A 25,109-nucleotide genomic window follows, 5' to 3' on the forward strand; every position below is an offset into this window, starting at 1 on the left:
CTAGAATAGCGAATGTTACCGCTTATTCGCTGCTTAACCGTAGATTGACAGCTCCGGCACATAATCCGTGAACCGGTACAGCTGCGCCGGACGCTGCGAATACCGGTTCGACATCATCGGCTGCCCGCTCCGGTCCCGGACTTCCTCCAGGATGCCTTTGCGGCTCTGCGTGGAAGTGATCTTGCGAATGAAGTTCCTCTCTTCGAAGGCCGGCACGACCGTCCGAATGACCTGGTACAGCTCGCTGATCGTGAAGCGTTCGGGCAGGAACTCCTTCGCGATCGTCGTCGTCAGCATCTTCAATCGAATCCGGTCCAGCGCGTCCTGCAGGATGGTCCGATGATCGAAGGCCAGCTCCATCGCCAGCGCCTCTTCGACCGGCAGCAGTCGCACGTCGGACGCTTCATCGGACGTGCGCCGGTTCGCCACGTACGTCTCCTGGACGAGCGCGAAGAACGCGTGCGAGATCATCCATCCGCGCGGGTCGCGGCCGCGGTCGCTGTAGACGTTGAAGTACTCGAGATGGACGTCGGAGACGCCCGTCTCCTCCAGCAGCTCCCGGCGAGCGCACGCCTGAACCGTTTCCGACTCGCGCGTGAACCCGCCCGGCAACGCCCACTTTCCTTCAAATGGCCACTTCTTGCGTTGAATCAACAGCACTTCGAGCTTGCGAACGGGAAGCGACTTCTTGGCGCTTAACTTCTCTGTGGCTGTAATGGTGAACACCACGATGTCCGACGGCGCGCCGTCGGGCGTGCGGTATTCGCTTGGGGTGTAGCTGCCGGCGTCTTGTTCGCTCATCTGCGCGTTCTCCTATCGTCATTCATATCCTACAGGGTTCCGAGCAACGCGGCGCGGATCTCGCTCAGCGTATGCTCGCGAACCAGCTTTCCGTCTACGAATACGTCTTCCAGCAGGTCGGTCTCGCCGAATCCATCGTATTGCGCTTGGCCGAGGTTGTCGACATACGCCATCGTGCCGTCTTGGGCCGTGACCCGGACCAGCCCCGTCTGCGACTTCTTGAACTGGTTGCTGTCCGTCTTCGGATCCTTGTAGATCTTGCGCTCTTCGCCGTTCACGATGGTGAAGGTCGATTTGAGCGCGAATCCGAACGTATCGCGGGTGTTGTACTGATACGTGAACGAGCCGATGCCGTACACCATGTTCGTCGAAGCGAACCCCTTGGTCGCGAGCTTCTCGCAGATCTCCCGGCAGCGGTCGATCGTGATGGCGTCGCCGTAGATGGCTCCGATGTGGCTGTCCAGCTGCTTGTAGCCGCGCTCGGTGACGGTCCCGCCGAAGATCTCCCACAGCAGCTCGATGACGCCTTTGCGCTCGAATGCGTTCGCCGAATCCGGATCTCCGCAGATGATCTTGACGGGGTCGCCGCTGTCCGGGCGGATGACCACCCGGCCGTCCCGGCTCAGGATATCTTCCTTCAGTCCCCGGATAACCACGTCGAGCACGCTCCATAGATCCCATGTATCCGATACGATCGACACGAAGCCGCTCGGATATACTTCCTTGATCAAGTACCGGTACGAGGCCATCTCGTCCCGCCCGTGCGCGCACATGACGCTGTGCTCGGTGGCCGGGATCGACGTGCCGACCAATTCCTTTTCCATATCGGCGTTGTAGTGATCTTCGAGGTAGAGGATCGCCGGGATCGTATCCGTCCCCGTGAACGAGAGCAGGTGACCGGCTCCGCTGCTCTTCGCCGCTTCGAGCGAGCTCATGCCCCGCATCGAGAAGTCATGTCCCTGGAAGGGAACGCCCGACAAGTCTCCGTTGGTCCGGCGAGCGTACGCTTCGAGGATCTTGCGATACTCGAACGCCAGCGTGGCGCTCGTGGCCGGCATCCAGAGCTGGCACGACATGAGCGTCTCCAAATAGTTCGTCAACCAGAAGAATTCCGGCTTCGTATTCTCGATCGTCAGCATCGGCACCTTGATCGGGACGAGGCTGCCTTCTTTGACGGCCTTGATGCGGATCGGCAGATAGCCCAGGTCGTGCAGCCGTTCGATATGGCCGGCATCCGGATCGGCGACGCCCAGCGCGTAATGGATGACCCGCTTGTACTCGTCCGCCACTTCCGCCCGGGTTCTCCCGAAGAAAAACTCGTCGAGGTAATCGATGAGATATTCCTTGATGAACGCCTGGAAGCCGAAGGCGACGACATGATCGAGATTCGCGATACGACTGGTCCGCGCCGTCCAGGTCGAGTAGACCAGCTCCGTGCCCTTCGGATATTGATTCTTGTGGCTGACCTTGTAGAAGTCGCAGAGCAGCGTAGCGGGATATACATATTTGTGCGTCATGATCACATACCTCCGATTTTGTAAATCCGAATGCGGTCCGTGTTCGATTCATCCAGCATCGTATCCGTCGTGAAGACCCGGTCCAGCAGATCGGACTGAGGGATCTTGCCTTGGAAAATGGACTTCTCGCAGTGGCTCACCAGCAGATAGATCTCCGAAGCGCCGATCTCCCGGAGCCGCTCCGCGCTCAAGAGGAACGTGCCGCCGTAGGAACATAGATCATCCACGATGATCGCCTTGAATCCGGTCTTGTCGACGCTGCCGACGACATCCAGCTTCCGGATCTGCCCCGTCTGGAAATCCCGTACCTTGTAGCCGACCAGCTGCTTGTAGCCCTTCACCTTGCTGTAGCGCTTCTGCGCCCCGGCATCCGGGAAGAACAGATAGTCCTCTGCCGGATCGAAGCCCGTCTCCCGCACCACCGTATCCAGCAGCTCGATCGAGACGTACTTCGCGCTGCTGCGATCGAGGAGCGCCAGAGAGACGTCCGAATGGGGCTCGATGACCGTGACCTGTTCGAAGTTCATGGCGTTAATGAAGTTCGCAACGTACTTCAGCGTGAACACGGACGTCCCCTCTACCCGATCCATTCGGCTGTACGGCATGTAATAGATGACGAGCGAAGCCTTGAGCCGATGATCTTCCAGGAAATTGTTCACGAACATCAGCTTGATCAAGTCGCCGTCGGATTCGTACTTGAAGGCGATGCGGTTGCGCTCGCCCGCCACGTTCAAGATCTGCTCCCCGTCCACCAACGTCTCGCCGTTCGGGAACGTTTTGAACGCCAGCAGCTCATCATTCAGATAGATCATATCGTTCACGCTCCTCGCTTCATCATGTCCAGCGCCGACTTCAAGCACCGGTAGGCCGAGCTAAGCCCCGCGCGATCGTCCAGCAGGATGTTGTAGTAGATCTTGTGCGGGCTTCCGACCGGAACGAACGGCGGATTCTCGTTAATGGCATCAAACGGGATGCGATTGGCGGTTAGATACGCCCGAATCTCGGGATATTGCGCTTCGCCGCACGCGGTGAAGATCACCAGATGAGCGCCCTGTTCCTTGCACGCTCTCAACAGCGCGATGACGTCGTCGAAGGCAAGCCCGGCATGATGGTAATCGTAGACCGTGTTATCGTAATCATAAGCGACGACGAGCCGGCCGTATTTCTTCCACTCCGCAACCAATCGGGCAACGACATTGTCATCCTCCAAGTAGAAGTCCATCGGCTCACCTCGTTCTTATTTATATTGTCATTTTTATATTATCATAATGACATTTATTATTTTCGTCAAGGGACTTTTGGCATTATTTTGGAATGAGGGCCAAAAAGAAGCGCCGCGGGCTCTGCCTAGCTCGGCAGTACGCGTGGCGCTTCTGGTTCACATTCCCATCTTGTCCATTTCGTGAGCCGATAGACCTACAGCCGAAGCTTCTTCCAGCGATCAACGAGCCCCGGGTATCCTCTCTGGGTATCCTGCGCTTCCCCCTCCTGCGCATAGCTTAACGCCTCATCTTAACGAGACTGCGCGATCGCATTCTTTATCGCCGCCTCGCGAATATCGGGCACGCCTATGTTCGCTTGAAGGAACGACTCTCCACGCTGATCGCCGGCTCCTTGCTCAGGGCCTTCAACTGATCCGCAAGCTTCTTCTTCGGTTGGGAGGCTTTTCCCTTGGGGGCGGAATCGGTCTTGGCTTTTAAGACATCCAGCATGGACCTGATCTCCAGCAGTACGGCTACTTGGTGTTTGCAGAACGCCTCCTGATCGTAAGGACAATCGCAAGCCATGGACTGGATATCGCCACGCGAGCCGATTCGCACCTCGACCTCGTAATTCTCGCTTCCTTCCACCTCGGCCTGATAGCATCCTTTATCGACTTCTTCTATATCAACGACATGACCTTCAACGTAGTATTCCTCGCCCCTCTTCAGGATGCCGGGCAAGACGAACTTCTCGAAATCTTTTAACTTCACGCAGATCGTCTCCTTCGCATGCGTATCCGTTAGTCCTTCCTATTCCGCCGATAGATATACCTGAACTTCTACTAGAATACTACTTCTCTGCAGTTTCACAACATAAGGTAGAGGTAAAACCTGACCGAGGGTGTGTATGCCATGAACGATACGCCGCGTCCGTCCCGCTTGCCCGCGAAGCCCAACTTTCTTGTACTGCTCGTAGACGAGGAGCGGTATCCGCCCATCTATGAGAACCCGGAGATTCGAGATTGGCGGAGACAGAACCTGATCGCTCAGGAACTGCTGCGGCCGCACAGCGCGGAATTCCACAGGCACTATATCGGAAGCACGGCGTGCTGCCCCAGCCGGGCTACCTTGTTCACCGGGCAGTATCCGTCGCTCCATGGGGTCAGCCAGACGGTCGGGATCGCCAAACAATCGTTCGACTCCGATATGTATTGGCTGAATCGCAACACGGTGCCGACGATGGGGGATTACTTTCGCGCCGCGGGATATCAGACTTACTATAAGGGAAAATGGCACATCTCCAACGCGGACATCGTCACTCCGGGCACCCACAATAGCGTCCCTAGCTACCATCCGTTGACGGGCGTTCCCGACCCGGAGCTGGAACGGCTCTATGCTCGCGCCAACCCCCTGAACGACTACGGCTTCGCCGACTGGATCGGTCCGGACCCGATCGGGGAGAGCCCTCGCAATTCCGCTTCCTCCGCGGCATTCGGATTAAGCGGCAGAGACGTCGTGTACGGCGCGGAGGTCGTCGAGCTCATCGAGACCCTCGACCGCCGGCAAAGCCAGGGCATGAATACCGAGCCTTGGCTCATCGTCTCCTCCTTCGTGAATCCGCACGATATTGTGTTGTACGGCGATCTGACCGCGCGGCTGCCGAATTTTTTTAAGTTCGAGGTGGAGCCGATGCCGGCGGTCGCCCCGCCGCCGACGCGGCACGAAGCCCTCCACACAAAGCCGCGCTGTCAGGCGAGCTATCGGGATCTCTACCCGGTCGCCTTGCAGCCCATTAGCGACGAGCCGTTCTACCGCCAGCTGTACTATCAGCTGCAGAAGAATGCCGATCAGCAGATGCGGCTGGCGCTGGAGGCCTTGATTCGATCTTCCTTCTATGACGATACGATCGTCATCTTCACGTCCGATCACGGGGACCTCCTCGGCGCGCACGGCAATCTGCACCAGAAGTGGTACTGCGCCTATGAGGAGTTCCTTCATGTCCCGCTGCTCATCCACAACCGGCATCTCTTCCCGCAGCATCGGGAGGTGCATAAGCTGACGAGCCACGTCGATCTTCTGCCCACGATGCTGGGGCTGGCGAATATCGATATGGCCGAGGTCCGGAGCAGCATGCAGAACCGATTCAGCGAAGCCCGCCCGCCGGTCGGCCGCAACCTGGCGCCTCTGATCCGGGAACCCGAACCTGCTATCGCGGAAGAGCCAATCTACTTCATGACCGACGACGACGTTACGCGCGGGCAGCGCCAGGTGAATCTATGGGGCCGACCCTATCCCTCCGTCGTTCAGCCGAACCACATCGAGACCGTCCTGGTCACGCTTCATCGGAACGACAAGGAGGAGCTGTGGAAGTTCTCCCGCTACTTCGACAACAGTCAATTCTGGACGGATCCCGGAGTCCGGGACGTCACGGCGCATCCGGCGGGAGGAGATCATGCCGACAAGTGTGTAACGTATACAAAGACTCAACCGGTACCGGACGAGTATGAGCTGTACAACTTGACCGACGACCCGATGGAGACGCGCAACCTGACTTATCACGCTTGGGCAACGGAGGAGACACGAGGCATTCAGACGTGGATGATGCGGCTGCTGGAGGAGCAGCGCAAGCGGAAGAGGCTGTATCCGAGTCGGGTTGGGATTTGAATGAGTGGTCCCCTTCAGGAAAGACACCCGCGAGATTTTGGCGGGTGTTTTTGATTTTGGTGTTTGGCGTGGTTAACGACTGAGCTTGCAGCACCCTATTGGACCGCATGGAGGCTTGCGGGTGGGCGCGAGAAATCTTCCTTGCAAGCGGAATTGTCCTTAACCTGTATAAAGGTACAAACAGGCCGCCTCAAATATCCATATGTTGGAGTGATCGTCTATTGGAAGGAGTTTTATAAAATGATCGTGTATACGGCTATGGGAGATTCCATTACGCACGGCCTTGGCGCAACTTGTCCTGCGCAAGCCTATCCGCAACGGATTGCCGGCATGCTGCGTTCTCGGCACAGACACGCATGTTCACAGGTTGTGGCCAACTCTGGATGGACGAGTACGGATTTGCTTCACGCCTTGTTGGACCTTGATCCGATTCAGCTTAGAAATTCTACAGCGACGAGCGTTTGGGTCGGCGGCGACAACCTGGTCCTCGCGGGTTTATCGATGCTTAGCGGGGCAGACAAACGCATGATTCCAGACATGCTGTCCCGTTACCAACGAGACCTGACCGTCATGATCAAGACGATCCGAAGGGTCAGCCGGACGACGATCGTCTTATGCACGCAGTACAACCCTTTTCCCAAGAGCGCCATCGCCGCGGAAGCCATCGCCGCGCTCAACGGCGTCACCATGCAAGCGGCTAGACACCATCATGTCATCCTAGCGCCCGCACATCGCTGGTTCGAAGGCAGGCAGCCGCAATTGATTGCCGGTTATCGATCGGGACGACTCGAGGATGCGCAAGGAAGATCGCTCCCCGTTCACCCCAACGATCTCGGCCACCAAGTGATTGCGCAAGGATTAATGCCTTTTATGATGAATCAATGAATCAAAGCCTAGCAATCGTTTCACGACTGTGTTTTCCAGATCCGCCACCGCAACAGCCCAAGAGCCGAAGCTCCGGGCTTATTCGCGTTCAACGCCTAGCCCCCGGGGATGGTGATGGAGAACGCAGATGTACAGAATGTTTGATGAGATTAGACCTAAACAGCCCAAACGGTGCAACTAGATTCCCCGCCCCGCCCAGCCAAGGCTCGCGGGGATTTGTTGTATATGCGGAATTTTGGTTTGATCTGTGCTGATGGACGGACCGTATGCTTATCCATTCATATATTGAGTATGGGAATAATCACTTTTAATAGACAGGTGGTGATTCACATGCAAGCACTCAGAAAAAAATCTATTCCCTCAAACAAAAAACAGAAGAATGTCCGTACAAGCGCGAGAAAGCTTAAAACCGCAAAATCCGTGCGTACAAAAGCATTTTTCCCGTTTGGATTCGAACGTTTTGAGCCATTCGAACGATTCGAGCGATTTGAGCCATTCGAATTTGAGTCACCGTTTTTCTTTAGAAGAGGCTTCCGGGATTTTTTCTAAACAGCTCACATCAAATCAAGATCCCCGCTGTTCTTACAGCTGGGGTCTTTCCTAATTTGGCCTGCTTGCGGGAACGCACCGTATCCACTACAGCGTAGAACCGTACATACCGGGGAATCCCCCGATTTGACGCGATGCGTGGCGATCGAGGAAAACTAATCAACAATGAAGGCCTACAACTTGAACTTGCCGACCGCCGCTTCCAAGCCGGAGCTCCTCTCTCTCAGCAGCTCGGTCGTATCGGCGATTCGCTTGGCCGCCTCCAACTGGCGAGCAGACATTGCGCGAAGCGCCTCCGTGCTGTCTTCCGCTTGCCGGGAGATCCTGGAGATCTGCTCCACGGATGCGGAGACCTCCTCGGAGCCGGCCAGCACCTCCTCCGAAGCCGCGGAGATCTCTTGAATCTGGCCGTTCACCAGAACGAACCGGTCCATCGCGAGGTTGAACAGCCGTTCGGCTTGACCGGACAATTCCTCTCCCCGGTTGATCTCTTGGCCTTCCTCCCGCATCCGCTCCCCGATCCGCACCGACTCTTGCTTGATTTGGAGCAGGAGCTCGGCGATGTGCTTGACTGCAACGGCGGATGCGTCGGCCAGCTTGCGCACTTCGCCGGCGACGATCGCGAAGCCCGCCCCATGCTCTGCGGCCCGTGCCGCCTCAATCGACGCATTGAGCGCCAGCAGCTTGGTCTGATCGGAGATGCCCGTGACGGCTGCCAGCGCCGGTTCGATCTCTTGCATGCAAGCCTCCAGCACCTGCACCGACTCCGTCGTCTGCCTGGCGGCATCGGACATCGAAGCCACCTGCTCGCGCAGCCACCCGATGGCGTTCCTGCCGCGCTCCGCGGACGCCAGCGCTTCGCCGGACACCTCCGTCACGGACGCCGAGGCTTCCGCGATCCGCCCGATGGCGGCAGCCATCTCGCCCACCGACTTGGCGCTCTCCTCCGCTCCGATCCTTTGATGCTTCGCGCCGTCTGCCAGCTCCGCCGCCGACTGCTCCAGGCTCTCGTTCATCGCCACCATCCGTTCGCTCTCCGAACCGAACTGGTTCGTAGATCGAACGAGACTTTGCGTCGTGTCCGCCATATCGCGAACCACGTCCCCGAGCGTGACGCCGAGCCGTTCGGTCATCCGGATCATCGCCGAATAGGCTTGTCCGATCTCGTCCTTCGACCTGACCCGCTTGGCGCCAAGATGCGCCTTCGCATCTGCGAGATCCCCGCGGGCAATGGCCTCCGCACCCTTGACGATCACGCCCAGCGGCCTCAAGGCCCGAGACATAAACCAAACGATCAGGATGAAGATCAGGAGCGTGAGGATCCCCATCAGGACGAACAGAGGCATGCTATTCCGGATGACGTCCCGATAGATCGAATTCGCCACCGATACGTTCGTATCGATGCCGAGCGCTCCGATCACCTTGCCGTCCGCATCGCGCAGCGGCGCATAGGACGAAAGATAATCGCCGTACTCCGGGTTCCGGATGACGCTCGTCTTGGCCGGTTGCCCGTCCAGGATCGCCTCGATCGCCTGCTCGGGCATATCCGTGACTTCCCCGATCGGCGACGCCGAATCCGAACTCCGCGGCTGCCCGTCGATGAGCAGGATCGGCTTCTTGTCGCCATCGATTCGCACCGTATATACATACATCGCGCCGATCCGCTGCCGGTAAAGGTTCAGCTCTTCGCGGAGATTCCAGTAGAGATCCGTCTCCGTGGCATTCTTCAAAAAGTCGGCGTAGGACTTCAAATCGAACTGCCCCGCATAGGCTTCCGCCATATGCATGTTGAAGCTGCCGATCGCTTCTTCGCTAGCTTTCTTGGTGTTGCGGATTTGCATGACGATCAAGACGGAAGACAGGAGAACGAGGAGGGCCAGAATGCTGAGGGACAGCTTGAGGACCAACCGACTGTTGAATCTGAACATGGAAGAAGTGCTCCTTCGGCTGCAATATGCGCATGTGGTTTTCTTTAGTCATACAGAATGTATAAGTTTTACCCCTATCCATTTCTGTATGACCTCCGATAAAAACGTGTCGCCGTCCGGGAAGACGGCGAAGCCGTTTTTACTTGCCAGTAGAACCTCTACAAAATTCGACATAACTGCGCATTTTCCTTCCAGGTCGCCGCCTGAAGGGATGACAAACCATCGAAAATAACCGTTGATGGATAAATAAACCCCGACGTGTCCATCCCGAATGGGCTCTTCATGTAACAAAATGATGCAATTCTTTAGACTTTGATACGATTCGCATTTTTTTGGATTGACATGAAAGCGCATTCCAGAAATGATATTTCTACAGTAGAAAGGGGGGCTTCCTCCGATGGGCATCGTCCGATGGCTCAAAAGCCGGAAATATTTGCAGCGAATCGTCCTGTACTTCAACCTCTCGTTTGTCGGTCTGCTCGTCCTGTTCTCCATCGCCTATTACGTCAGCTCCAAAAACGTCGTCCTGGACACGCAAAAGGACGCCGACGAAAAAGTGTTGTCCCAAATCAAATACAACATCAACTATTTGCATGAAATCGTTCAGAATATCGCGATCATGATGAGCTTCGACAAAAGCATCGTCTATTTGATGAACGCCAGAGAACCGGATTCCTTCACGAAGTTTCAAACGCTCCGCATGCTCGATACGGTCGCCGATTCCACCTCCTTCGTCGATTCGATCGCGGTCTACAACGGCGTCGAAGGGCGCATGTACATCGGAGGCTCCGGCAAGTGGTCCCGCACGCACCTGAAGGAACTGGAGGAGATGACGCTGCGCAGTCTGCGGCAGTCCGACCGCTTGACCGGGGGCAGACTCGTTCCGATGAAGACGGACGAGCGGAACGCGAACGTCGATTTGTTCTCCTTTTTCGTCCTTGAAAGCCATCCGGCGAACGGCGCGGCTCCGAACGCGGTCATCGTCAACATCCGGCCGCAGTGGGTGTTCGATAACATTGCCAACGTGAACAATCTCGGCGGCCGCCAAGACGGCATCGTCGTGCTCGATCAGGACGGCAAAGCGCTGGCTTATCGCAACGAGACCACGAAAAAGCTGGCGGAGGCGGGCGGAGGAACGGCGCTCCACGCCGGACCTGCGTCCGACCTGTTCCAAGTCCGCCGGCTCGGCGGGGAGAAGTATCTGGTCTCCGAGATGAGCGTCGGGGTGAACGATTGGAAAATCATGAGCATACTGCCGTACGACACCGTGATGGGACGCGTGGAGTCTTTTCGCGACCTTTCCTTTTTGCTGATCGGCCTCGCGCTGGCGATCTCGATCGTGCTCTCCGCCGCCGTCGCGAACCGGTTGTACCAGCCGATCCGCAAGCTGACCGATCAATTCAGACGGAACACGCTAGTTCCTCTCCCCGGGGGGCCCAAGACGACGCAGGACGAGATGAGCTACATCTCCGGCGTGTATGAGCGCACGCTGAACAAGCTCCGGCTTGCCCACGAGGAGGAGAACCGAAATCAGCAGATCGTGAACGACTATTACTTGCGGCGATGGATGGCCGACAGCGAATCTTTGACCGAGGAGGAGCTCCGGGAATGCCGTGCGGCATGGCCCCTCTTGTTCCCGGAAGGCGACGAAGCTGAGCCGGGGTGGATCGTTGCCGTGCTGACGCCGGATCCTTCGCTTCCCGCCATGCATTCGCACGTCCGGGACGATCTGTTCCGGTTTGCGGCGTGCAATATTACCGAAGAGACGCTCGCCCGTTCATACCCGGTCCGGGTGCTGGATATGAAAAACGAATTTCTCGTCGCCATCGTCCGAACGACGGCTGAGGGAGCCGATTCGGCCGCCCTGCGGAAGCTGCTCGCCGAAGCGGTCGGGACTTGCCGACGATATTACCGCCGCACCTTCTCGGCCGCGGTCTATCATCCCGTGTCCGATCCGGGCGAGGTCAGCCTCGCCTACCAGGCGGCGGTCCGGCAGCTGATGTACCGCCTGCTGTACGGCCCGGGCTCCATCATCGTACCCGAGGACGTGGAGAGCAACATGGCCCGCCGGGACGTCTCGATTCCGGCGGAATGGGAGAAAAAGCTGGGCGAGGCGATCCGCGCCCGGGACGACAAGGCGATCCTGGCGCTGCTCCGGAAATGGTTCGGCGCGATCTCCGCTTTTCCGTACGACGAGATGACGTTCGCGGTTCAGCAGATCCTGCTGGTCGTCCGGCAGGTGCTTCGCGAGCCGACGTTCGCCGCCCACTCGAATTCCATCGCGATGCAGACGCTCGGGACCCATGTCGCCCGCTCCGATACGCTCGCCGAGATGAAGGAGAAGATCGCGCATTTCCTCGTGCAGGTATGCCTGGCGGACAGGGAAGCGCAGAAGGAAGACAAGAACAAAGTCGTCGTCGACGCGATCAAGGAATTCGTGGAGAAAAACGCGCTGGACATCAACCTGAGCCTGCAGTCCGTCGCCTCGAACTTCAAGATGTCGTCGGCCTACGTCGGCCGTCTGTTCAAACAGTACTTGAACGTCTCCGTCGGCGACTACATCAACGGATATCGGCTCGACAAAGCGCGGGAGATGCTCCTCGCCGGCAGCTTCAGCGTTAAGGAGATCGCCGATTATCTCGGCTTTAACAATGCTAGCTACTTTATTACGCTGTTCAAAAAGAAGTACGGCATGACGCCGAAGGAATTCCGCATGAACGCGACGCTCGGGGAAGAAAACCGGCTGAACGGGACGCAAAATTGAGATGAAATGCAAATCCTGATACGCGGGTTGGCACGTTCGCGCCGTTTTGGGATAGCCGCCGCCCCCTCCCTTTGCCACAATGAAACCGCAATCCACACCAAACGAGGAAAGGCGTGAGAATGATGGGCAAGCGGTTTTGGGCGGCGGTGCTGCTGCTGACGCTGGGGCTGGGATGGTTTCCCGCCCCAAGCGGGTATGCGCAGGAAGAAACGGGAAAGGCGTTTTACGTGGCCACGGATGGAAGCGATTACAACACAGGCGGAATCAACGACCCGTTCCGCACGCTGGAAGCGGCGCGGAATGCCATCCGCGTCCTCAAGGAAGGAGAAGGCTTGCCGGCGGGAGGCGTGACCGTCTATATCCGGGAAGGCACTTACCCGCGAAGCGAGTCGTTCGAGCTGACGGAGGCGGATTCGGGTACCGCCGACTCCCCCATCGTCTACCGCGCCTACCCGGGCGAGACGGTGCAGCTGTCGGGCGGCGCGAACCTGGACCGGACCGGCTTCCAGCCCGTCGACGATCCGGACGTCCTGAAGCGGATCATCGATCCGGCGGCGCGCGGCAAGGTCGTCCAGTTCGATCTGGCGGCCGCGGGCTTGGCCGATTACGGGCAGATCAGCCGGCACGGCTACTGGAAAGCCAGCGACATCAGCCTGCTGGCGCCGATGCAGCTGTACATCGGAGGCCAAGGCATGACGCTCGCCCGCTGGCCGAACGCCGGCACGGTCCAGATGGGCGATATCGTCGATCCCGGGCCGACGGTGAACGATCCGGACCTGCAGACGAGGGGCGGGACGTTCAAGTACGCGTACGACCGTCCCCTGTTTTGGAAGCAGGCGGACGAGATTTGGCTGGACGGCATTTTCGGTTACAGCTGGGAATGGTCCTACAACAAAATCGCTAGCATCGATACCGACAAGAAGACGATCACGCTGCAGTACGGCGAGATGTCCGGCATCCAGAAAAACTGGTACCCCGACTTCCACTTCGCCGAAAACCTGCTGGAGGAAATCGACGCGCCCGGCGAGTATTACATCGACCGCGCGAAAGGCTTGCTGTACCTGTTTCCGAACGCGGACTTCCGCACCGGAAACGGCGAGATTACGGTAACGACGCTGAATAAGCCGATGATCGCGACGAACGGAGCCTCCTATATCCGATTCGAAGAGCTCCAGCTGGCGTACGGCCGGGACACGGCGGCCGTCCTCATCGGGGGCAGCCACGTGACGATCTCGCACTGCGACATCAGCAATTTCGCGGGCGGCGCCGTGTTCGTCAACGTGCCGAGCAAAGCGATGGAACCGGTGGCGGACAACCTGCTGAACGGCCACGACCATCTGATCGACAGCACCCATATCCATCATATCGGGGCGCTGGCCGTCACGCTGAACGGCGGAAACGCGGCGACACTCGAGCCCGGCAACAACCGGGTGGCGAATTCCCATATCCACGACTTCGCCTTCTACAACAAAGCGTACAACCCCGGCGTCGTCCTGCGCGGCGTCGGCAACCAGGCGGTCGGCAACGAAATTCACGACGCCCCCCACCCGGGCATCCTGATTTTCGGCAACGATCATCTGGTCGAGTACAACAACATCTACGACGTGTGCAAGCTATTTTCCGATCTGGGCGCCATTTACATGAACGCGGGCGCGACCCCGCAGGAACGGGGAACGGTCGTCCGGCGCAACTACTTCCACCATATCGGCGAAAACAAGCCGGGCGTGGAAGGCGTCTATCCGGACAATCTGACCATGGGGCTGACGATCGAGCAGAATGTCTTCTACAAGATGGGGAACGCGGCGATCAAAAACAACGCCGGCGCCTACATCAAGGCGACCAACAACTTGTTTATCGACGCGTACGTCCCGTTCGACAACCAGGAGATGTTCCTGGGCGACGCGCCCGGGAACAAGATCGACGAAGCCTATATGCCGCAATGGAAGAAGCTTTTTCAAGACAACGGCGATTTTATCGGCACCCCCTACTTGGCCAAATATCCGGAGCTCGCCCGCTTCTTCCAGGAGAATCGCTATTATCCGGACACCAACGACTTTCAGAACAACGTCGTCTACAACCCGACGCTGCAGCACTCCTCGGAGGTCAATGCGCAAGGCGCGAGAGACGTCCTTAACCTGCTGAATAGCGCGGGGAACTGGGTGACCGATCAGGATCCGGGCTTCGAGAATCTGGCCGCCGGCGATCTGCGCCTGCGGAAGGACGCGGCGGTATTCAGCCGGATCCCGGGCTTCGTCGACATTCCGTTCGAGCAGATCGGCACGCAGGGCAAAGTCGGCGTTACCCACGCGCCCGACGCGGTTCAGCTAACCGGTCTCGCCTTCCCATACGCCAAGATCACGATTGAGCTCGGTCAAACGCTCCCCGTCCGGGCGGCGCCGATCCCTTGGAACGCGGACCTCGGCGCCGTAACGTACGAGAGCAGCGACCCGGCGATCGCCAAGGTCGACGGAAACGGCGGCATTCAGGCGCTGGCGCCGGGCGTGGCGGTCATCCGGGCGCAATCGGCCGCGAACCCCGCGCTGTCGGACGAACTGGAGGTTACGGTGACCGACGAGATCCTCGAGCCGGTCACGGGCATCGAACTGTCTCCGGCCGCGCTGACGCTCGAGCCGGGCGAACGAAGCCCGCTTGCGGCCACCGTCCTGCCGCCGGCCGCCTCCAACAAAAACGTCAAGTGGATGTCCAGCAACCCGAAAGTCGCCATCGTAGACCAGGCGGGCCTCGTGACGGCTTTGAAGCCCGGCTCGGCGACCCTGACGGCCGTCTCCGCGGAGAACGACAAGATCAAAGCCCAATCGACCGTAACGGTCCGGGCATGGCCGAATTACCCGGTCCAAACGTTGAACAAAGCCATTAAAGACCAAAAAGGATGGACGAAATCGGACGCGGTCGATTTCCGCAAAGGGAACGTCCGGATCGCCGGGCAGGGCGTATTCGGCTACGAAGCCCAGAAGTTCGGCAGCGCCCTCCTGAAGTTCAACGCCAAGTTCGGCGCGTACGACGGAGGCTGGTACGGATTCGCGCTGCGCTCCGACCGGACCGGCGACCCGACTTGGGTGAACGGCAACAAAGGGTATCTGATCGTCATCAAAGAGGACCAGATCGAATTCCAGGCGTGGAAGCCGGGGCAAAAGATGGTCCGCATCATCCCCAACGACGCCTTCCAAGGCGGTCGCGAATACGAGATCGAGATCGGCGTCATCCGTTCGGCCGGCGGAGAACGGTTCATCCTGAAATCGGGCTCCCGTGTCATCCTGAACGAATGGGACGCCGACGCGAACAACCCGATCGCCGCGGAAGGGTACTTCAACGTTTACAACTACGGCGGGAAAACGGGCGCGATCGAGCTGATTCCGGCCAAGAACAAGTAATGCTGCCGCCTTCGGAGCCGCCCCATGGGGGCGGGGCGGCTCCGAAGGCGGCGAAATTGAAGTCATTGTCCGATTTGACGATCCATTTTGATACGAAGTGCGATATTTGAGATTTCGGCGGCGCCGGCGGGCGTGCCATGATGGAGAAGCGAACCGGACGCATTCGAACCAACACAATCGAGAGGAGGACGGGACGCATGCGCCATTCCGAAGCCGTCTTGCCCAGCGCCATCGCCGAAGACAAGCCGAAATCCCGCAAGAAGCTTCGCGGCAGCGATAAGGAGCTGAGTCTGCTCGCGCTCCCGGCGGTGATTTATATTTTCGTTTTCAGCTATTTGACGATGTTCGGGGTTATCATCGCGTTCAAGAACTACCGGTACGACAAAGGCATCTGGGGCAGCGAGTGGGTCGGGCTCGCGAACTTCAAGTTTTTCTTCCTGACCGAGAAGGCGTACATCGTCACCCGCAACACCGTGCTCTATAACGTCTGGTTTTGGATCGCGACGACGTTTTGCGCGCTGTTCGTCGCCATTCTGCTGAACGAGATCTCGCGGAAATGGAGCAAGTACTACCAGACCGTCATGTTTCTGCCGACCTTCGTTTCCTGGGTCGTCATCATGTACCTGGCGCAAATTTTCCTGCATCACGACTACGGCTTCGTCAATCGGCTGCTCGAATCGTTCGGCCTGAATCGGGTTCGCTGGTACCTCGAGCCGGCCGACTGGCCGGCCATTCTGACCATCGCCCATATGTGGAAGTCGATCGGCTTTTCGGCGCTCGTCTACTATGCCGGCATCGTCGCGATCGATCCGTCCTACTACGAGGCGGCGCGGATGGACGGGGCGACCCGGTTCCAGATGGTGCGCAAAATTACGATTCCGATGCTGGCTCCGCTCATTACGATCCTGCTCATTATGACGATCGGCAGCATGTTCCGGGGCGACTTCGGCCTTCATTTCTTCGTATCGGGCAATTCGCCGCTGCTGTACAACACGGTCGACATTATCGACACGTTCGTCTATCGCGCGCTCAGCGTCAGCGGGGACACCTCGATGGCGGCCGCCGTAGGGCTGTATCAGTCGCTCGTCGGATTCGCGCTGGTGGTGGCGGCCAACTACGCGGTCCGCAAAATCAACGAGGAAAATTCGCTTTGGTAGGAGATGACGCATCCATGAGCGAGACGGCATTGAAACGCAACCGATTCGGCAACGCGATGATCCATTTGTTTTTTGCGCTGCTGTCGATCGCGATCGTGGCGCCTTTTCTGTTGATCGTATCCGTTTCCCTGACCGACGAGAAAGCGCTGGTCGAGTTCGGCTATTCGTTTTTCCCCTCCCGCTTCAGCATCATCGCGTACGACTTTATTTTGCGGACGCCGGGCGCGCTGCTGCGGGCCTATGGGAACACCATCTTCATCACCGCGGCCGGCACCGTCCTGAGTCTGCTGATCACCAGCATGGTTGCCTATACGATCTCGCGGCGAGATTATCGGCTGAGAGTTCCTTTGACGGTGTACATCTTCTTCACGATGCTTTTCTCCGGCGGGCTGGTGCCGTTCTACATTTTGATGACGCAATACCTGCACCTGAAAAATTCCTTGTGGGCGATCATTTTGCCGGGCATGCTGTCTCCCTTTTACGTGCTCATCATGAAAGGGTTTATGGGCAAAATCCCGCACGAGCTGATCGAATCGGCCAAGGTCGACGGGGCGAGCGAATGGCGCATCTTCTTCCGCATGATCCTGCCGCTGTCGACGCCGGCGCTGGCGACGCTTGGCCTGTTCATCGCCTTCAACTATTGGAACGAGTGGTTCAACGCGCTGCTGTTCATCGACAGCGACCGGCTCGTGCCGCTGCAGCTGCTGCTCGTCCGCATCATGAACACGCTCGATTTTCTCCGCAACAACAGCGAATACATCCAGAGCCTGGGGCTCGACATGAGCCAGCTGCCCAACGAATCGATGCGGATGGCGCTGGTCATTCTGGTGGCGGGCCCGATGATGTTCATCTTTCCGTTTTTCCAAAAGTACTTCGTGCAAGGCATGACGGTAGGCTCGTTGAAAGGATAGTTCTTCAGGGTATTGTTTCGCAGGGATCGATTAGACAAATGGAGGGGTTTGGGTATGAAGAGGGCTCGATACATGGGCATCGTCCTGTTGGGGTTGGCCATGCTCGCGACGGCGTGCGGCAGCGGCAGCGGAGGCACGGCTTCGCCTTCGGCGAGCGGCGGCGCGTCCGCTCCGGCATCCGCGTCGGGGGGCGACGGCGCGCTTCCCGAAGTTACGCTCACGTGGTACTACGGCGTCGCGCAGGTATCGCCGGATCAGCAGCTGATCGAGGATGAGGTCAACAAAATCATCAAGCCGAAAATCAACGCGACCGTCAAGCTGAAGCCGATCGACTTCGGCAGCTACACGACGAAGCTGAACACGGCCAGCGCTGCCGGCGAGAAATTCGATCTCGTCTGGACGGCGAACTGGGCGTTCAACTACGACGAGAACGTGAAAAAGGGCGCCTTCCTGCCGCTCGACGAGCTGATCGACAAATACGCCCCCGAGACGAAGCAGGCGATCCCCCAGTTCACCTGGGACGCGACCAAGCACCAGGGCAAAATCTACGCCGTGCCGAACTATCAGACCGTCATCTCCCGTTACGGCATTAACGTGATTAAGGAGTATGCGGACAAATACGGGCTGGACACGTCCAAGGTGAAGCGGTATGAGGACCTGGAGCCGTTCTTCGAGCAGGTCAAGAAAAACGAACCCGGCATCGTTCCCTTCATGCTCGTCGGTCCGCTCACGAAGTTCCATCCGTTCTTTTACGGCTACGACGACTACGGGGTCAAGATCGGCGACGAATCGTACAAGACGAACTCGATGGAAGAATCGCCGGAATACAAACAGTTCGTCGAGCTGATGCACCGCTGGTTCGAGAAAGGCTACATCAACGAAGACGCGTCCACGGTCAAGCAGATCGACAGCAGCTACAACGGCAAATTCGCCGCGTCCATCGAATACACGATGAAGCCGGGGTACGAGGCCGAGATCAAGGCCAAAAACGGCGGAAGAGACATCGTCGGCATCCCGCTGACGGACGTGACCACGACCCGTACCTCCAACATCGCGACGCTGACGGCCATCAGCCGCACCTCCAAAAATCCGGAGCGCGCGATGATGCTGCTCGAACTGGTCAACACCGACAGCAAGCTGTTCAACTTGCTTAGCTTCGGCCTCGAAGGCAAGCATTACGACAAGCTGAACGACAACACTGTCAAAACGAAGCCGAACGGCGGCTACATTGCTTCCAACTGGGTATTCGGCAACGTGTTCAACGGTTATCTGATCGAAGGCCAGGCGCCGGATACTTGGGAAGTGACGAAAAAGCTGAACGAGTCGGCCGTCGTCCAGCCGACGTTCGGATTCAACTTCGACGACACCTCGGTCAAGGCGGAGAACGCCAACGTCGCCGCCATCCGCGCCGAATACGAGCCGCTGCTCTTCACCGGCACGGTCGACCCAGCCGAGTACTTGCCCCAGTACCTCGACAAGCTCAAAAAAGCCGGCAGCGAGAAAATTCAGGCGGAGCTTCAGCGGCAGTTGGACGCCTGGGTCGCGGAGAAAAAGAAAAACGGATGAGTCCCGGATCAAACACGAAAAGCAACTCGCCCTTCCATGAAGGGCGGGTTGCTTTTTCACGCTTCTATGGCGTCGTCTTCGGTTAATAAATCTTTTTTAACAGCTCCACAACCTCGTCCAGGGTGAGGCCAAAGGATTTGTAGTAAGAAGTGTCGTTCTCCATTTGCTTCAAGATCATGTCGTTGCGGATTTGCAGCATCTCTTCGGAAGAGAATTCGGCTACGAAACACCCTTTGCCCGTTATCGTATGGATCAACCCGCATCGCTCGAGCTCTTCCCAAGCTTTCTTAACGGTGATGACGCTAACGCGAAGCTCCTGCGCCGCTTGCCGAATCGGCGGCAGGCAATAGCCGCTTTCCAGCTCGCCTTTCAAAATTTGCGAGCCGATCTGTTCGAAAAGCTGCTGGTAAATCGGTTTTTCGGAGGTGTTTGAAATCGCTACGTTCATCATATCTCTACTTTGAGGAATCGTTTGACCGCCATGCGATAGGCAATCATGGTAAATGCAATAAAGATTGCAATTCCTGCGGCCAGGATAGATATTTGAAGCGCCGTGTTGTGGACGCCGGCGCCATTGAATGCGTCGGCCACAGCGGAATTCTCGACTCCGATCCATTGCGCGACTCCGGCAAAAAGCATCGCGGCCGCAATGGCCGTGCTCGCCGCCCCGCCATATTTATAGGCCGTCTTGTAATACATGGGGATCAAGATCAGGTTGAAAATCGCAAGCATGACGAAACAGAGTCCCCAAAAAGCCATGTGCGGCGCGAAGAAGTAGTAGACAAAATGCGGGTATAGGTTCAGGTTCAGGATACCAAAAAGCATGGCGATTACGATATGCAGCAATTCCAGGATGACGATGACGGATACCCTTGCTTTCACCATGTCTTTTTTGGTGACGGGCATCATCGTGGTAAAGAGCAAATCGTTCTGCGCTTTAAATCCGCCAAATATGTTCGGTATTGTGATCCAGCAAAAATACAGAAGGACGAGAAAATAGATCCAGCCGGGAATAAGCATTAAGGCGCCTGTTAAAAAAGGCATGACGAAGAACATCGGATGTACGCCCAATTTGATATCCTTGATCAATAGATTATACATGCATATCCTCCCTTTTCGCGAAGTAAATCATGATTTCCTCGAGATTAGGCGTAGTTGCTTTCAGATCGGATGCGGGATCGAAGTCTTCGGAGCGGATCAATCCCATAAAGCCGAACGAATTGATTTTGTAGGAAATCAGCTGCTCCTTTACCTGGTCCAACTGGCTTCGGCTGCCGCTTAGCAGTCGATAAGATTCCAAAAATGCTTCTTTTTCGGAGCTTTGGATAATTTGCCCGTCTTCGATAAAGGTAATGAAATCCGCGCATTTTTCCAAATCGGAGGTAATATGGGTCGAGAAAAGAATGCTGATTTCGCCATCCACGACGAGCTCTTGAAAAATATCCAGCAGATCGTCTCTGGAGACCGGGTCGAGACCGCTTGTCGGTTCGTCGAGAATGAGCAGCTTCGCGCCATGGGATAAGGCAAGCGCCAAACTGTACTTGACTTTCATTCCCGTCGACAATTCGATGATTTTTTTGTTTTCGTCCAATTTGAACCTTTTTAGATACTTGTTATAGGTTTGATCGTCCCAATTCTTATAGAATTTCTTGATCGCTTCGGTCAACGTTTTGATTTTGCTTCGCGTGTAGAAATCGATGTCGCCGAACGCGCATCCGATTTCTTGCTTCAATTCGACCTCGTGTTCGGCCATGTTCTTGCCCAGAATGTGTACCTCGCCGCTTTCCACCTGAATCATATTCATAATCGATTTGATGGTCGTTGTCTTTCCTGCGCCGTTGGTGCCGATAAACCCCATAATATAGCCCTTCTCCAGTTGGAACGAGACGTCTTTGAGCTGAAAATTGTTGTATGTTTTATTTAAATTTCGAATGTCTAATGCCAGCATGCCCTGCCTCCTCTTCGAATGGTGTATTCCTTGCAATACTTCTTGCATGCGCAACAACGGCTTTCATCGAGTTGGACGATCGTCACCCCCGCCTAGCCGAGTTCACCGGTTGGGGGTATAGTGCACGCCCGAGTAGAAGGCCTCCAATGGCAAAAACAATCGACAGCCAGATTCCGATCTGACTCGTTGCGATATACGACGGAAATGCAATATTCAAGGTGACTTTCAGAGCAACAAGCACGATAACTGTTCCAACGATATAGAAGATCCTCATGCCCGATTTGATTTTTCCTTGTTCTTTTTGAGCGATGGCCCACCCTTGAACCACTCCCGCCAAGATGCCTAACACGACTCCCACTAGCAACAACATCCATTCGGTCGTTCCAATGCGGTTTGTCGTCATCGCCCAAACGATCCCGACAACAAGCAGCACGGATCCGATAAAAAAGGTTTTATCCCACTTTTTCACTACTAATCACGTCCTTATGATGGTTTTTCGATTAATTGTGTATATCGTGCATGCACAATATAACACGAGAGGTGCGTGGAGTCAATTGTGCGATCGCCTTTATTTGGCTACACCGCAAAGGATGTATCGTAATACAGAGCAGCAGAAGCCCGACCGTTCCCGGTCGGGCTCCTGTGCTTCCTATGTAGGAGTCTTGCAAAACCCATTATCCCCGATCGATCTATTGTTTCCGAGAGGCATAAAGGAACCGACCGTAACCAATTTCCGCGGCGTTCTTCATCAACTCCAAATTCAGCCATGCTGCTAGCTCATGAAACGGTTTATCGGCGAAGGGCCACCTTGTTCGGTCGTTGGAAAGAAATTCGTCATCCGACAATTCACCCACAGCGGTTTCCCATTTATCGCGCAACTGGAGGATCCGTTTTCTGGTTTCTTCAATGTTGCCGAAACAGCTTACTTCCTCCCGACGTAACGTGCCGCTTCCGAACGAATAGTCGAGAACCATGGTCCACCAAAACGTGATATGCCAAGTTAACCAAGCGATGCTCGGCGGTCCGATATCGTAGGACTCCGATTCCGGCCAATCTGCGCGCCAGACTCCGGACTCCTTCGAAATATGAAGCCCTTTTGCAGCCGGACGCCACAAGTATTCCTCATCCCTAAGCCCATCAAGATGATAGTCGAGAAGCTGCCATGAAATTTGAAACTGGAAATGCAGCGTACTCCGGATGCCGTCCGTTGCTTTTGGGATCGGATGATCATTCACTTGACAACCCTCCCGCAGACGATTTCATCTATTATATAAACAAATTGTATTTTCGTTTATCATTAATGTCAACAAATCATTAAAAAATCAAGAATCCGCCAATCTCCATCATTGACGGGTTGCTAATACTGTTCATGGATCATGAAGTTCACAAATACCGGGCAATGATCTGAACCAGCTTCAGGCGGCCCGCCCCCTGCCACAGGCTCCTATTCCATCAGCATTCCATCGACGATCTGTGATATTCTGTACTTGCGTGTCCAATCAAACTTAAAGGGGTTTTGAATGATGTCGACCGCAACAGGAACCAAAGAGAACCCGTGGAAATTAAAGACTCCCCCTCAAACCTCCGAATATGAAATGTATAAGGACGAAAAGGATGGCAAACCCATTATCGTTTGCACGGTAGGCAAAACGGTGTTGCATTACGACTATCGTTGTATTGATGACTTGCATGCAATGCTCAAGCAGCATGGGGATTGGATGGAACTAGGGAGCGCCGACGAACAGAAGCCGGCGAAAGAAGGCACGGTCGAAGCTTGGGGGCGTTCCCCCGAAAACCCGATCGGCGGCTGGTACAGCTTGAAAAAAGGTTTTCGCGGCAGATTCGGCATGTATATCCCCCCTTTGATGGAGGCGCTAGGGCTTGCGGAAGTCGAACACCATCCAAGGAATAATCGGATGAGAGCACTTTAAAAGAACGTAAAGCAGGCGCAAAAGCTGCCCCCGTACAGGGCAGCTTATTTGATTTGAAATTCATCAATGGAACCGATCGCAGAAGCTTGCGAATTCGTCATACGAAGCGGAGTAGATTTGGAAGGTGCCGTAGCGCGTCTCCATCGTGCCGGTTTGCCGTGCGATCTTCCGATACAACCCGTTCGTATACGGGTTGCCGGAGGCTGTCGGGATTCTCACTTCCTTCACGTCCCCGTTCATATCCGCAATTTGCTCAGCCAGTGTCTGAAGCCCGCGCACGAAGGTCCGGTTGCTCCGATACTTTTCGACGAAAAAGCTGTTGCCCAGTACCGCGATATTTTTGTCGGCGAATTTCTCGCTCTCCACGCCGAGCACGAAACTGCCGATGCCGATAGCCTCGCCCGATTCATCCGTCAGAATGGCTGCCCGGCCGTGTCTCATGCAGTTCTTGACGTCCGCGAGCGCGTCTTTGACCAGATAGCCCTCGATCATGCGCTGGCGATGTTCGACGTAGAATTCCGTGTATCGGCACCATTGCCGCGTGCTCTCGCAAATTTCGAAGTTGACCATGCCGCCCCCTCCTTTCCTTCTCCAATTTAGAAATATATTCTATTATTTTAAGGGTTGATATTCGAAAATAATTAGATTATATTTCTATTAAACCCAACATAAGGCGGTGATCCTATGGGAGCTCCAGCTTGCAACCCGCCATTGGCGGTCCAAAACAACGAAAGAGATACGACTCAAATGTAAGCAGCGTCCGTTACGGGTGGCCGGCAGCAATGCCGGCCATCCGCGCGTCTCGGCCGCGCCTTAGCCGGCATCGAACCGAAGCAAGCGATCCATCGGGATCGCATAGTAATCCAGCGTGCCGCACGGCGGCTCCGTCGTTTTGACCCGCGTCGCGACCTTGCCGAACCTCCGCCGGTTTTCTTCGTTCGACGGCGTGAAGAAGACGACCTCCTTCGTCTCGCGGGGCGATTCGAGCAGATGCCGAACGAAGGCGCGCAACCCGGAGAGCAGCGTCGCTCCCTCTCTCCTTCCCTCTTCCAGATACAGAAGATGAATCTCGACTTTGGACAAGTCCCGGTACCCGTCATCGAGCGTCCCCACCGTGTGGGCCAACACGGCCGCCACGCGGCCATCGCGGTCCCGGCCTATCAAGAAGCCGTTATCCTCCATGGCGTAGCTCAGCGAGGACATCACCGTACTCCAGCTGTACAAAAGGCCAAGTTCGGTTCCGTGCCTGCAGAGGAACTTTGCGCCAAGCTCCCTGTCCGCCTCATTGTCGGCGATCGACCAAGCAATCATAGGGCAGCACTCCTTTGATTTCGTATGCGAAGCGAATGCTCGAGCGACTCGCAGATCGACGGGAACCGCGTCAACAACGGAAGGAAGTCCTCCCGCTCCAAGGCCAGGCATATGCAAGGCGATTGGGTCACGATGCTGGCCGTTCTCGGTACGTTGTGCATCAGCGCGATCTCGCCGAAGTGATCTCCGTCCTCGAGAACGGCAACTTTCTTGCGTTCTTCCGCGCCCACGACGACGTCTACTTTTCCCCGAACGATGATGTAGAACTTGTCTCCTTCTTCTCCCTGTTCGACGACGGGAACGCCGGCTTCGAACCGCTCCGTGACGAATAGGCGGGAGATCTCCTGAAGCGCGATCGGCTCGATCTCGCGGAAGAAGGGAAGTCGGCCGAGACGGCTCCCTTCCACTTGGGCATGGCCGCTCTTCGACAGCGCGAAGCCGTGCTGCTTGTCCCACATACGGCGATAGAGCCCTTGGCTCGCCATCAGCTGCCCGTGGGTACCCGACTCCGCAACCCGCCCCTGCTCCAGCACGAAAATCCGGTCGGATTCGGCCACGAATGCCAATCGGTGCGTCACGGAGA

General features: G+C 56.5%; 23 protein-coding genes. 9 read left to right on the top strand and 14 right to left on the bottom strand.

The window, feature by feature from the left end; all coding sequences use genetic code 11:
- Nucleotides 1-33 precede the first annotated feature (33 nt).
- From H7C19_RS16125 to H7C19_RS16145, 5 genes are all read right to left on the bottom strand, one after another.
- The gene (locus tag H7C19_RS16125) at nt 34-801 is read right to left on the bottom strand and encodes an NUDIX hydrolase (RefSeq protein ID WP_185143677.1); all 768 of its coding nucleotides are present in this window, start codon (nt 799-801) and stop codon (nt 34-36) included.
- 29 nt (nt 802-830) lie between these two features.
- The gene (locus H7C19_RS16130; RefSeq protein ID WP_185143678.1) at nt 831-2,318 is read right to left on the bottom strand and encodes a nicotinate phosphoribosyltransferase; all 1,488 of its coding nucleotides are present in this window, start codon (nt 2,316-2,318) and stop codon (nt 831-833) included.
- A 2-nt stretch (nt 2,319-2,320) separates the two neighbouring features.
- Nucleotides 2,321-3,130, bottom strand: a complete 810-nt coding sequence (locus tag H7C19_RS16135) for a phosphoribosyltransferase family protein (RefSeq protein ID WP_185143679.1) — start codon at nt 3,128-3,130, stop codon at nt 2,321-2,323.
- A gap of 5 nt (nt 3,131-3,135) precedes the next feature.
- Nucleotides 3,136-3,540: a hypothetical protein gene (locus H7C19_RS16140; protein ID WP_185143680.1), complete on the bottom strand. Its 405-nt coding sequence runs from the start codon at nt 3,538-3,540 to the stop codon at nt 3,136-3,138.
- A 346-nt stretch (nt 3,541-3,886) separates the two neighbouring features.
- On the bottom strand, nt 3,887-4,291 hold the full coding sequence (locus tag H7C19_RS16145; RefSeq protein WP_185143681.1) for an SWIM zinc finger family protein: 405 nt from the start codon (nt 4,289-4,291) through the stop codon (nt 3,887-3,889).
- Nucleotides 4,292-4,432: 141 nt separating this feature from the next.
- On the opposite strand from H7C19_RS16145, the gene H7C19_RS16150 reads away from it, so the two are divergent.
- From H7C19_RS16150 to H7C19_RS16160, 3 genes are all read left to right on the top strand, one after another.
- A complete protein-coding gene (locus H7C19_RS16150; RefSeq protein WP_185143682.1) occupies nt 4,433-6,184 on the top strand; it encodes a sulfatase-like hydrolase/transferase in 1,752 nt (583 codons plus the stop codon).
- Between the two features lie 240 nt (nt 6,185-6,424).
- On the top strand, nt 6,425-7,069 hold the full coding sequence (locus tag H7C19_RS16155; protein ID WP_185143683.1) for an SGNH/GDSL hydrolase family protein: 645 nt from the start codon (nt 6,425-6,427) through the stop codon (nt 7,067-7,069).
- Between the two features lie 330 nt (nt 7,070-7,399).
- Complete coding sequence (locus tag H7C19_RS16160) at nt 7,400-7,618, top strand: hypothetical protein (protein ID WP_185143684.1); 219 nt, start codon at nt 7,400-7,402, stop codon at nt 7,616-7,618.
- Between the two features lie 173 nt (nt 7,619-7,791).
- On the opposite strand, the gene H7C19_RS16165 is transcribed toward H7C19_RS16160, so the two are convergent.
- Complete coding sequence (locus H7C19_RS16165; protein ID WP_185143685.1) at nt 7,792-9,546, bottom strand: methyl-accepting chemotaxis protein; 1,755 nt, start codon at nt 9,544-9,546, stop codon at nt 7,792-7,794.
- 397 nt (nt 9,547-9,943) lie between these two features.
- Between H7C19_RS16165 and H7C19_RS16170 the strand changes: the two genes are divergently transcribed.
- From H7C19_RS16170 to H7C19_RS16190, 5 genes are all read left to right on the top strand, one after another.
- Nucleotides 9,944-12,310: a helix-turn-helix transcriptional regulator gene (locus H7C19_RS16170; RefSeq protein WP_185143686.1), complete on the top strand. Its 2,367-nt coding sequence runs from the start codon at nt 9,944-9,946 to the stop codon at nt 12,308-12,310.
- A 122-nt stretch (nt 12,311-12,432) separates the two neighbouring features.
- The gene (locus H7C19_RS16175) at nt 12,433-15,702 is read left to right on the top strand and encodes an Ig-like domain-containing protein (protein WP_246469549.1); all 3,270 of its coding nucleotides are present in this window, start codon (nt 12,433-12,435) and stop codon (nt 15,700-15,702) included.
- Between the two features lie 197 nt (nt 15,703-15,899).
- Nucleotides 15,900-16,859, top strand: coding sequence for an ABC transporter permease (locus H7C19_RS16180; RefSeq protein ID WP_185143688.1), 960 nt, complete (start codon nt 15,900-15,902; stop codon nt 16,857-16,859).
- A gap of 14 nt (nt 16,860-16,873) precedes the next feature.
- The gene (locus H7C19_RS16185) at nt 16,874-17,770 is read left to right on the top strand and encodes a carbohydrate ABC transporter permease (protein WP_185143689.1); all 897 of its coding nucleotides are present in this window, start codon (nt 16,874-16,876) and stop codon (nt 17,768-17,770) included.
- Nucleotides 17,771-17,824: 54 nt separating this feature from the next.
- The gene (locus H7C19_RS16190) at nt 17,825-19,336 is read left to right on the top strand and encodes an ABC transporter substrate-binding protein (protein ID WP_185143690.1); all 1,512 of its coding nucleotides are present in this window, start codon (nt 17,825-17,827) and stop codon (nt 19,334-19,336) included.
- An 82-nt stretch (nt 19,337-19,418) separates the two neighbouring features.
- Here the strand turns inward: H7C19_RS16190 and H7C19_RS16195 are convergent, their stop codons facing one another.
- The 5 genes from H7C19_RS16195 to H7C19_RS16215 form a co-directional block, all read right to left on the bottom strand.
- Nucleotides 19,419-19,784, bottom strand: coding sequence for a GntR family transcriptional regulator (locus tag H7C19_RS16195; protein WP_185143691.1), 366 nt, complete (start codon nt 19,782-19,784; stop codon nt 19,419-19,421).
- Nucleotides 19,784-20,437, bottom strand: a complete 654-nt coding sequence (locus H7C19_RS16200) for an ABC-2 transporter permease (protein ID WP_185143692.1) — start codon at nt 20,435-20,437, stop codon at nt 19,784-19,786. Before H7C19_RS16200 ends, H7C19_RS16195 begins: the two co-directional genes overlap by 1 nt.
- Nucleotides 20,430-21,284 (bottom strand): ABC transporter ATP-binding protein, encoded by an 855-nt coding sequence (locus H7C19_RS16205; protein ID WP_185143761.1) that lies wholly within the window; start codon nt 21,282-21,284, stop codon nt 20,430-20,432. The genes H7C19_RS16200 and H7C19_RS16205 overlap by 8 nt, the downstream gene beginning before the upstream one ends.
- Before the next feature lie 82 nt (nt 21,285-21,366).
- The gene (locus H7C19_RS16210) at nt 21,367-21,753 is read right to left on the bottom strand and encodes a hypothetical protein (RefSeq protein ID WP_313731702.1); all 387 of its coding nucleotides are present in this window, start codon (nt 21,751-21,753) and stop codon (nt 21,367-21,369) included.
- Nucleotides 21,754-21,973: 220 nt separating this feature from the next.
- Complete coding sequence (locus H7C19_RS16215) at nt 21,974-22,519, bottom strand: DinB family protein (protein WP_185143693.1); 546 nt, start codon at nt 22,517-22,519, stop codon at nt 21,974-21,976.
- 288 nt (nt 22,520-22,807) lie between these two features.
- Between H7C19_RS16215 and H7C19_RS16220 the strand changes: the two genes are divergently transcribed.
- Complete coding sequence (locus H7C19_RS16220; RefSeq protein ID WP_185143694.1) at nt 22,808-23,215, top strand: DUF6855 family protein; 408 nt, start codon at nt 22,808-22,810, stop codon at nt 23,213-23,215.
- Between the two features lie 63 nt (nt 23,216-23,278).
- Here H7C19_RS16220 and H7C19_RS16225 read toward each other — a convergent pair whose 3' ends face one another.
- The 3 genes from H7C19_RS16225 to H7C19_RS16235 form a co-directional block, all read right to left on the bottom strand.
- Nucleotides 23,279-23,785 carry a hypothetical protein gene (locus tag H7C19_RS16225; protein WP_185143695.1) on the bottom strand — a complete coding sequence of 169 codons (507 nt, stop codon included), beginning with the start codon at nt 23,783-23,785 and terminating at the stop codon, nt 23,279-23,281.
- 243 nt (nt 23,786-24,028) lie between these two features.
- Complete coding sequence (locus tag H7C19_RS16230; RefSeq protein ID WP_185143696.1) at nt 24,029-24,526, bottom strand: hypothetical protein; 498 nt, start codon at nt 24,524-24,526, stop codon at nt 24,029-24,031.
- Nucleotides 24,523-25,104 (bottom strand): cyclic nucleotide-binding domain-containing protein, encoded by a 582-nt coding sequence (locus tag H7C19_RS16235; protein ID WP_221469283.1) that lies wholly within the window; start codon nt 25,102-25,104, stop codon nt 24,523-24,525. Before H7C19_RS16235 ends, H7C19_RS16230 begins: the two co-directional genes overlap by 4 nt.
- Between the last annotated feature and the right edge of the window lie 5 nt (nt 25,105-25,109).

This window comes from Cohnella nanjingensis, assembly GCF_014212125.1.
Taxonomy (GTDB): Bacteria; Bacillota; Bacilli; order Paenibacillales; family Paenibacillaceae; genus Cohnella; species Cohnella nanjingensis.

Coding starts and splice junctions, on each gene's coding strand:
- H7C19_RS16125 (WP_185143677.1), bottom strand. CDS start 801: ATGAGCGAACAAGACGCCGGCAGCTACACCCCAAGCGAATACCGCACG.
- H7C19_RS16130 (WP_185143678.1), bottom strand. CDS start 2,318: ATGACGCACAAATATGTATATCCCGCTACGCTGCTCTGCGACTTCTAC.
- H7C19_RS16135 (WP_185143679.1), bottom strand. CDS start 3,130: ATGATCTATCTGAATGATGAGCTGCTGGCGTTCAAAACGTTCCCGAAC.
- H7C19_RS16140 (WP_185143680.1), bottom strand. CDS start 3,540: ATGGACTTCTACTTGGAGGATGACAATGTCGTTGCCCGATTGGTTGCG.
- H7C19_RS16150 (WP_185143682.1), top strand. CDS start 4,433: ATGAACGATACGCCGCGTCCGTCCCGCTTGCCCGCGAAGCCCAACTTT.
- H7C19_RS16155 (WP_185143683.1), top strand. CDS start 6,425: ATGATCGTGTATACGGCTATGGGAGATTCCATTACGCACGGCCTTGGC.
- H7C19_RS16160 (WP_185143684.1), top strand. CDS start 7,400: ATGCAAGCACTCAGAAAAAAATCTATTCCCTCAAACAAAAAACAGAAG.
- H7C19_RS16165 (WP_185143685.1), bottom strand. CDS start 9,546: ATGTTCAGATTCAACAGTCGGTTGGTCCTCAAGCTGTCCCTCAGCATT.
- H7C19_RS16170 (WP_185143686.1), top strand. CDS start 9,944: ATGGGCATCGTCCGATGGCTCAAAAGCCGGAAATATTTGCAGCGAATC.
- H7C19_RS16175 (WP_246469549.1), top strand. CDS start 12,433: ATGGGCAAGCGGTTTTGGGCGGCGGTGCTGCTGCTGACGCTGGGGCTG.
- H7C19_RS16180 (WP_185143688.1), top strand. CDS start 15,900: ATGCGCCATTCCGAAGCCGTCTTGCCCAGCGCCATCGCCGAAGACAAG.
- H7C19_RS16185 (WP_185143689.1), top strand. CDS start 16,874: ATGAGCGAGACGGCATTGAAACGCAACCGATTCGGCAACGCGATGATC.
- H7C19_RS16190 (WP_185143690.1), top strand. CDS start 17,825: ATGAAGAGGGCTCGATACATGGGCATCGTCCTGTTGGGGTTGGCCATG.
- H7C19_RS16195 (WP_185143691.1), bottom strand. CDS start 19,784: ATGAACGTAGCGATTTCAAACACCTCCGAAAAACCGATTTACCAGCAG.
- H7C19_RS16200 (WP_185143692.1), bottom strand. CDS start 20,437: ATGTATAATCTATTGATCAAGGATATCAAATTGGGCGTACATCCGATG.
- H7C19_RS16205 (WP_185143761.1), bottom strand. CDS start 21,284: ATGCTGGCATTAGACATTCGAAATTTAAATAAAACATACAACAATTTT.
- H7C19_RS16220 (WP_185143694.1), top strand. CDS start 22,808: ATGTCGACCGCAACAGGAACCAAAGAGAACCCGTGGAAATTAAAGACT.
- H7C19_RS16225 (WP_185143695.1), bottom strand. CDS start 23,785: ATGGTCAACTTCGAAATTTGCGAGAGCACGCGGCAATGGTGCCGATAC.
- H7C19_RS16230 (WP_185143696.1), bottom strand. CDS start 24,526: ATGATTGCTTGGTCGATCGCCGACAATGAGGCGGACAGGGAGCTTGGC.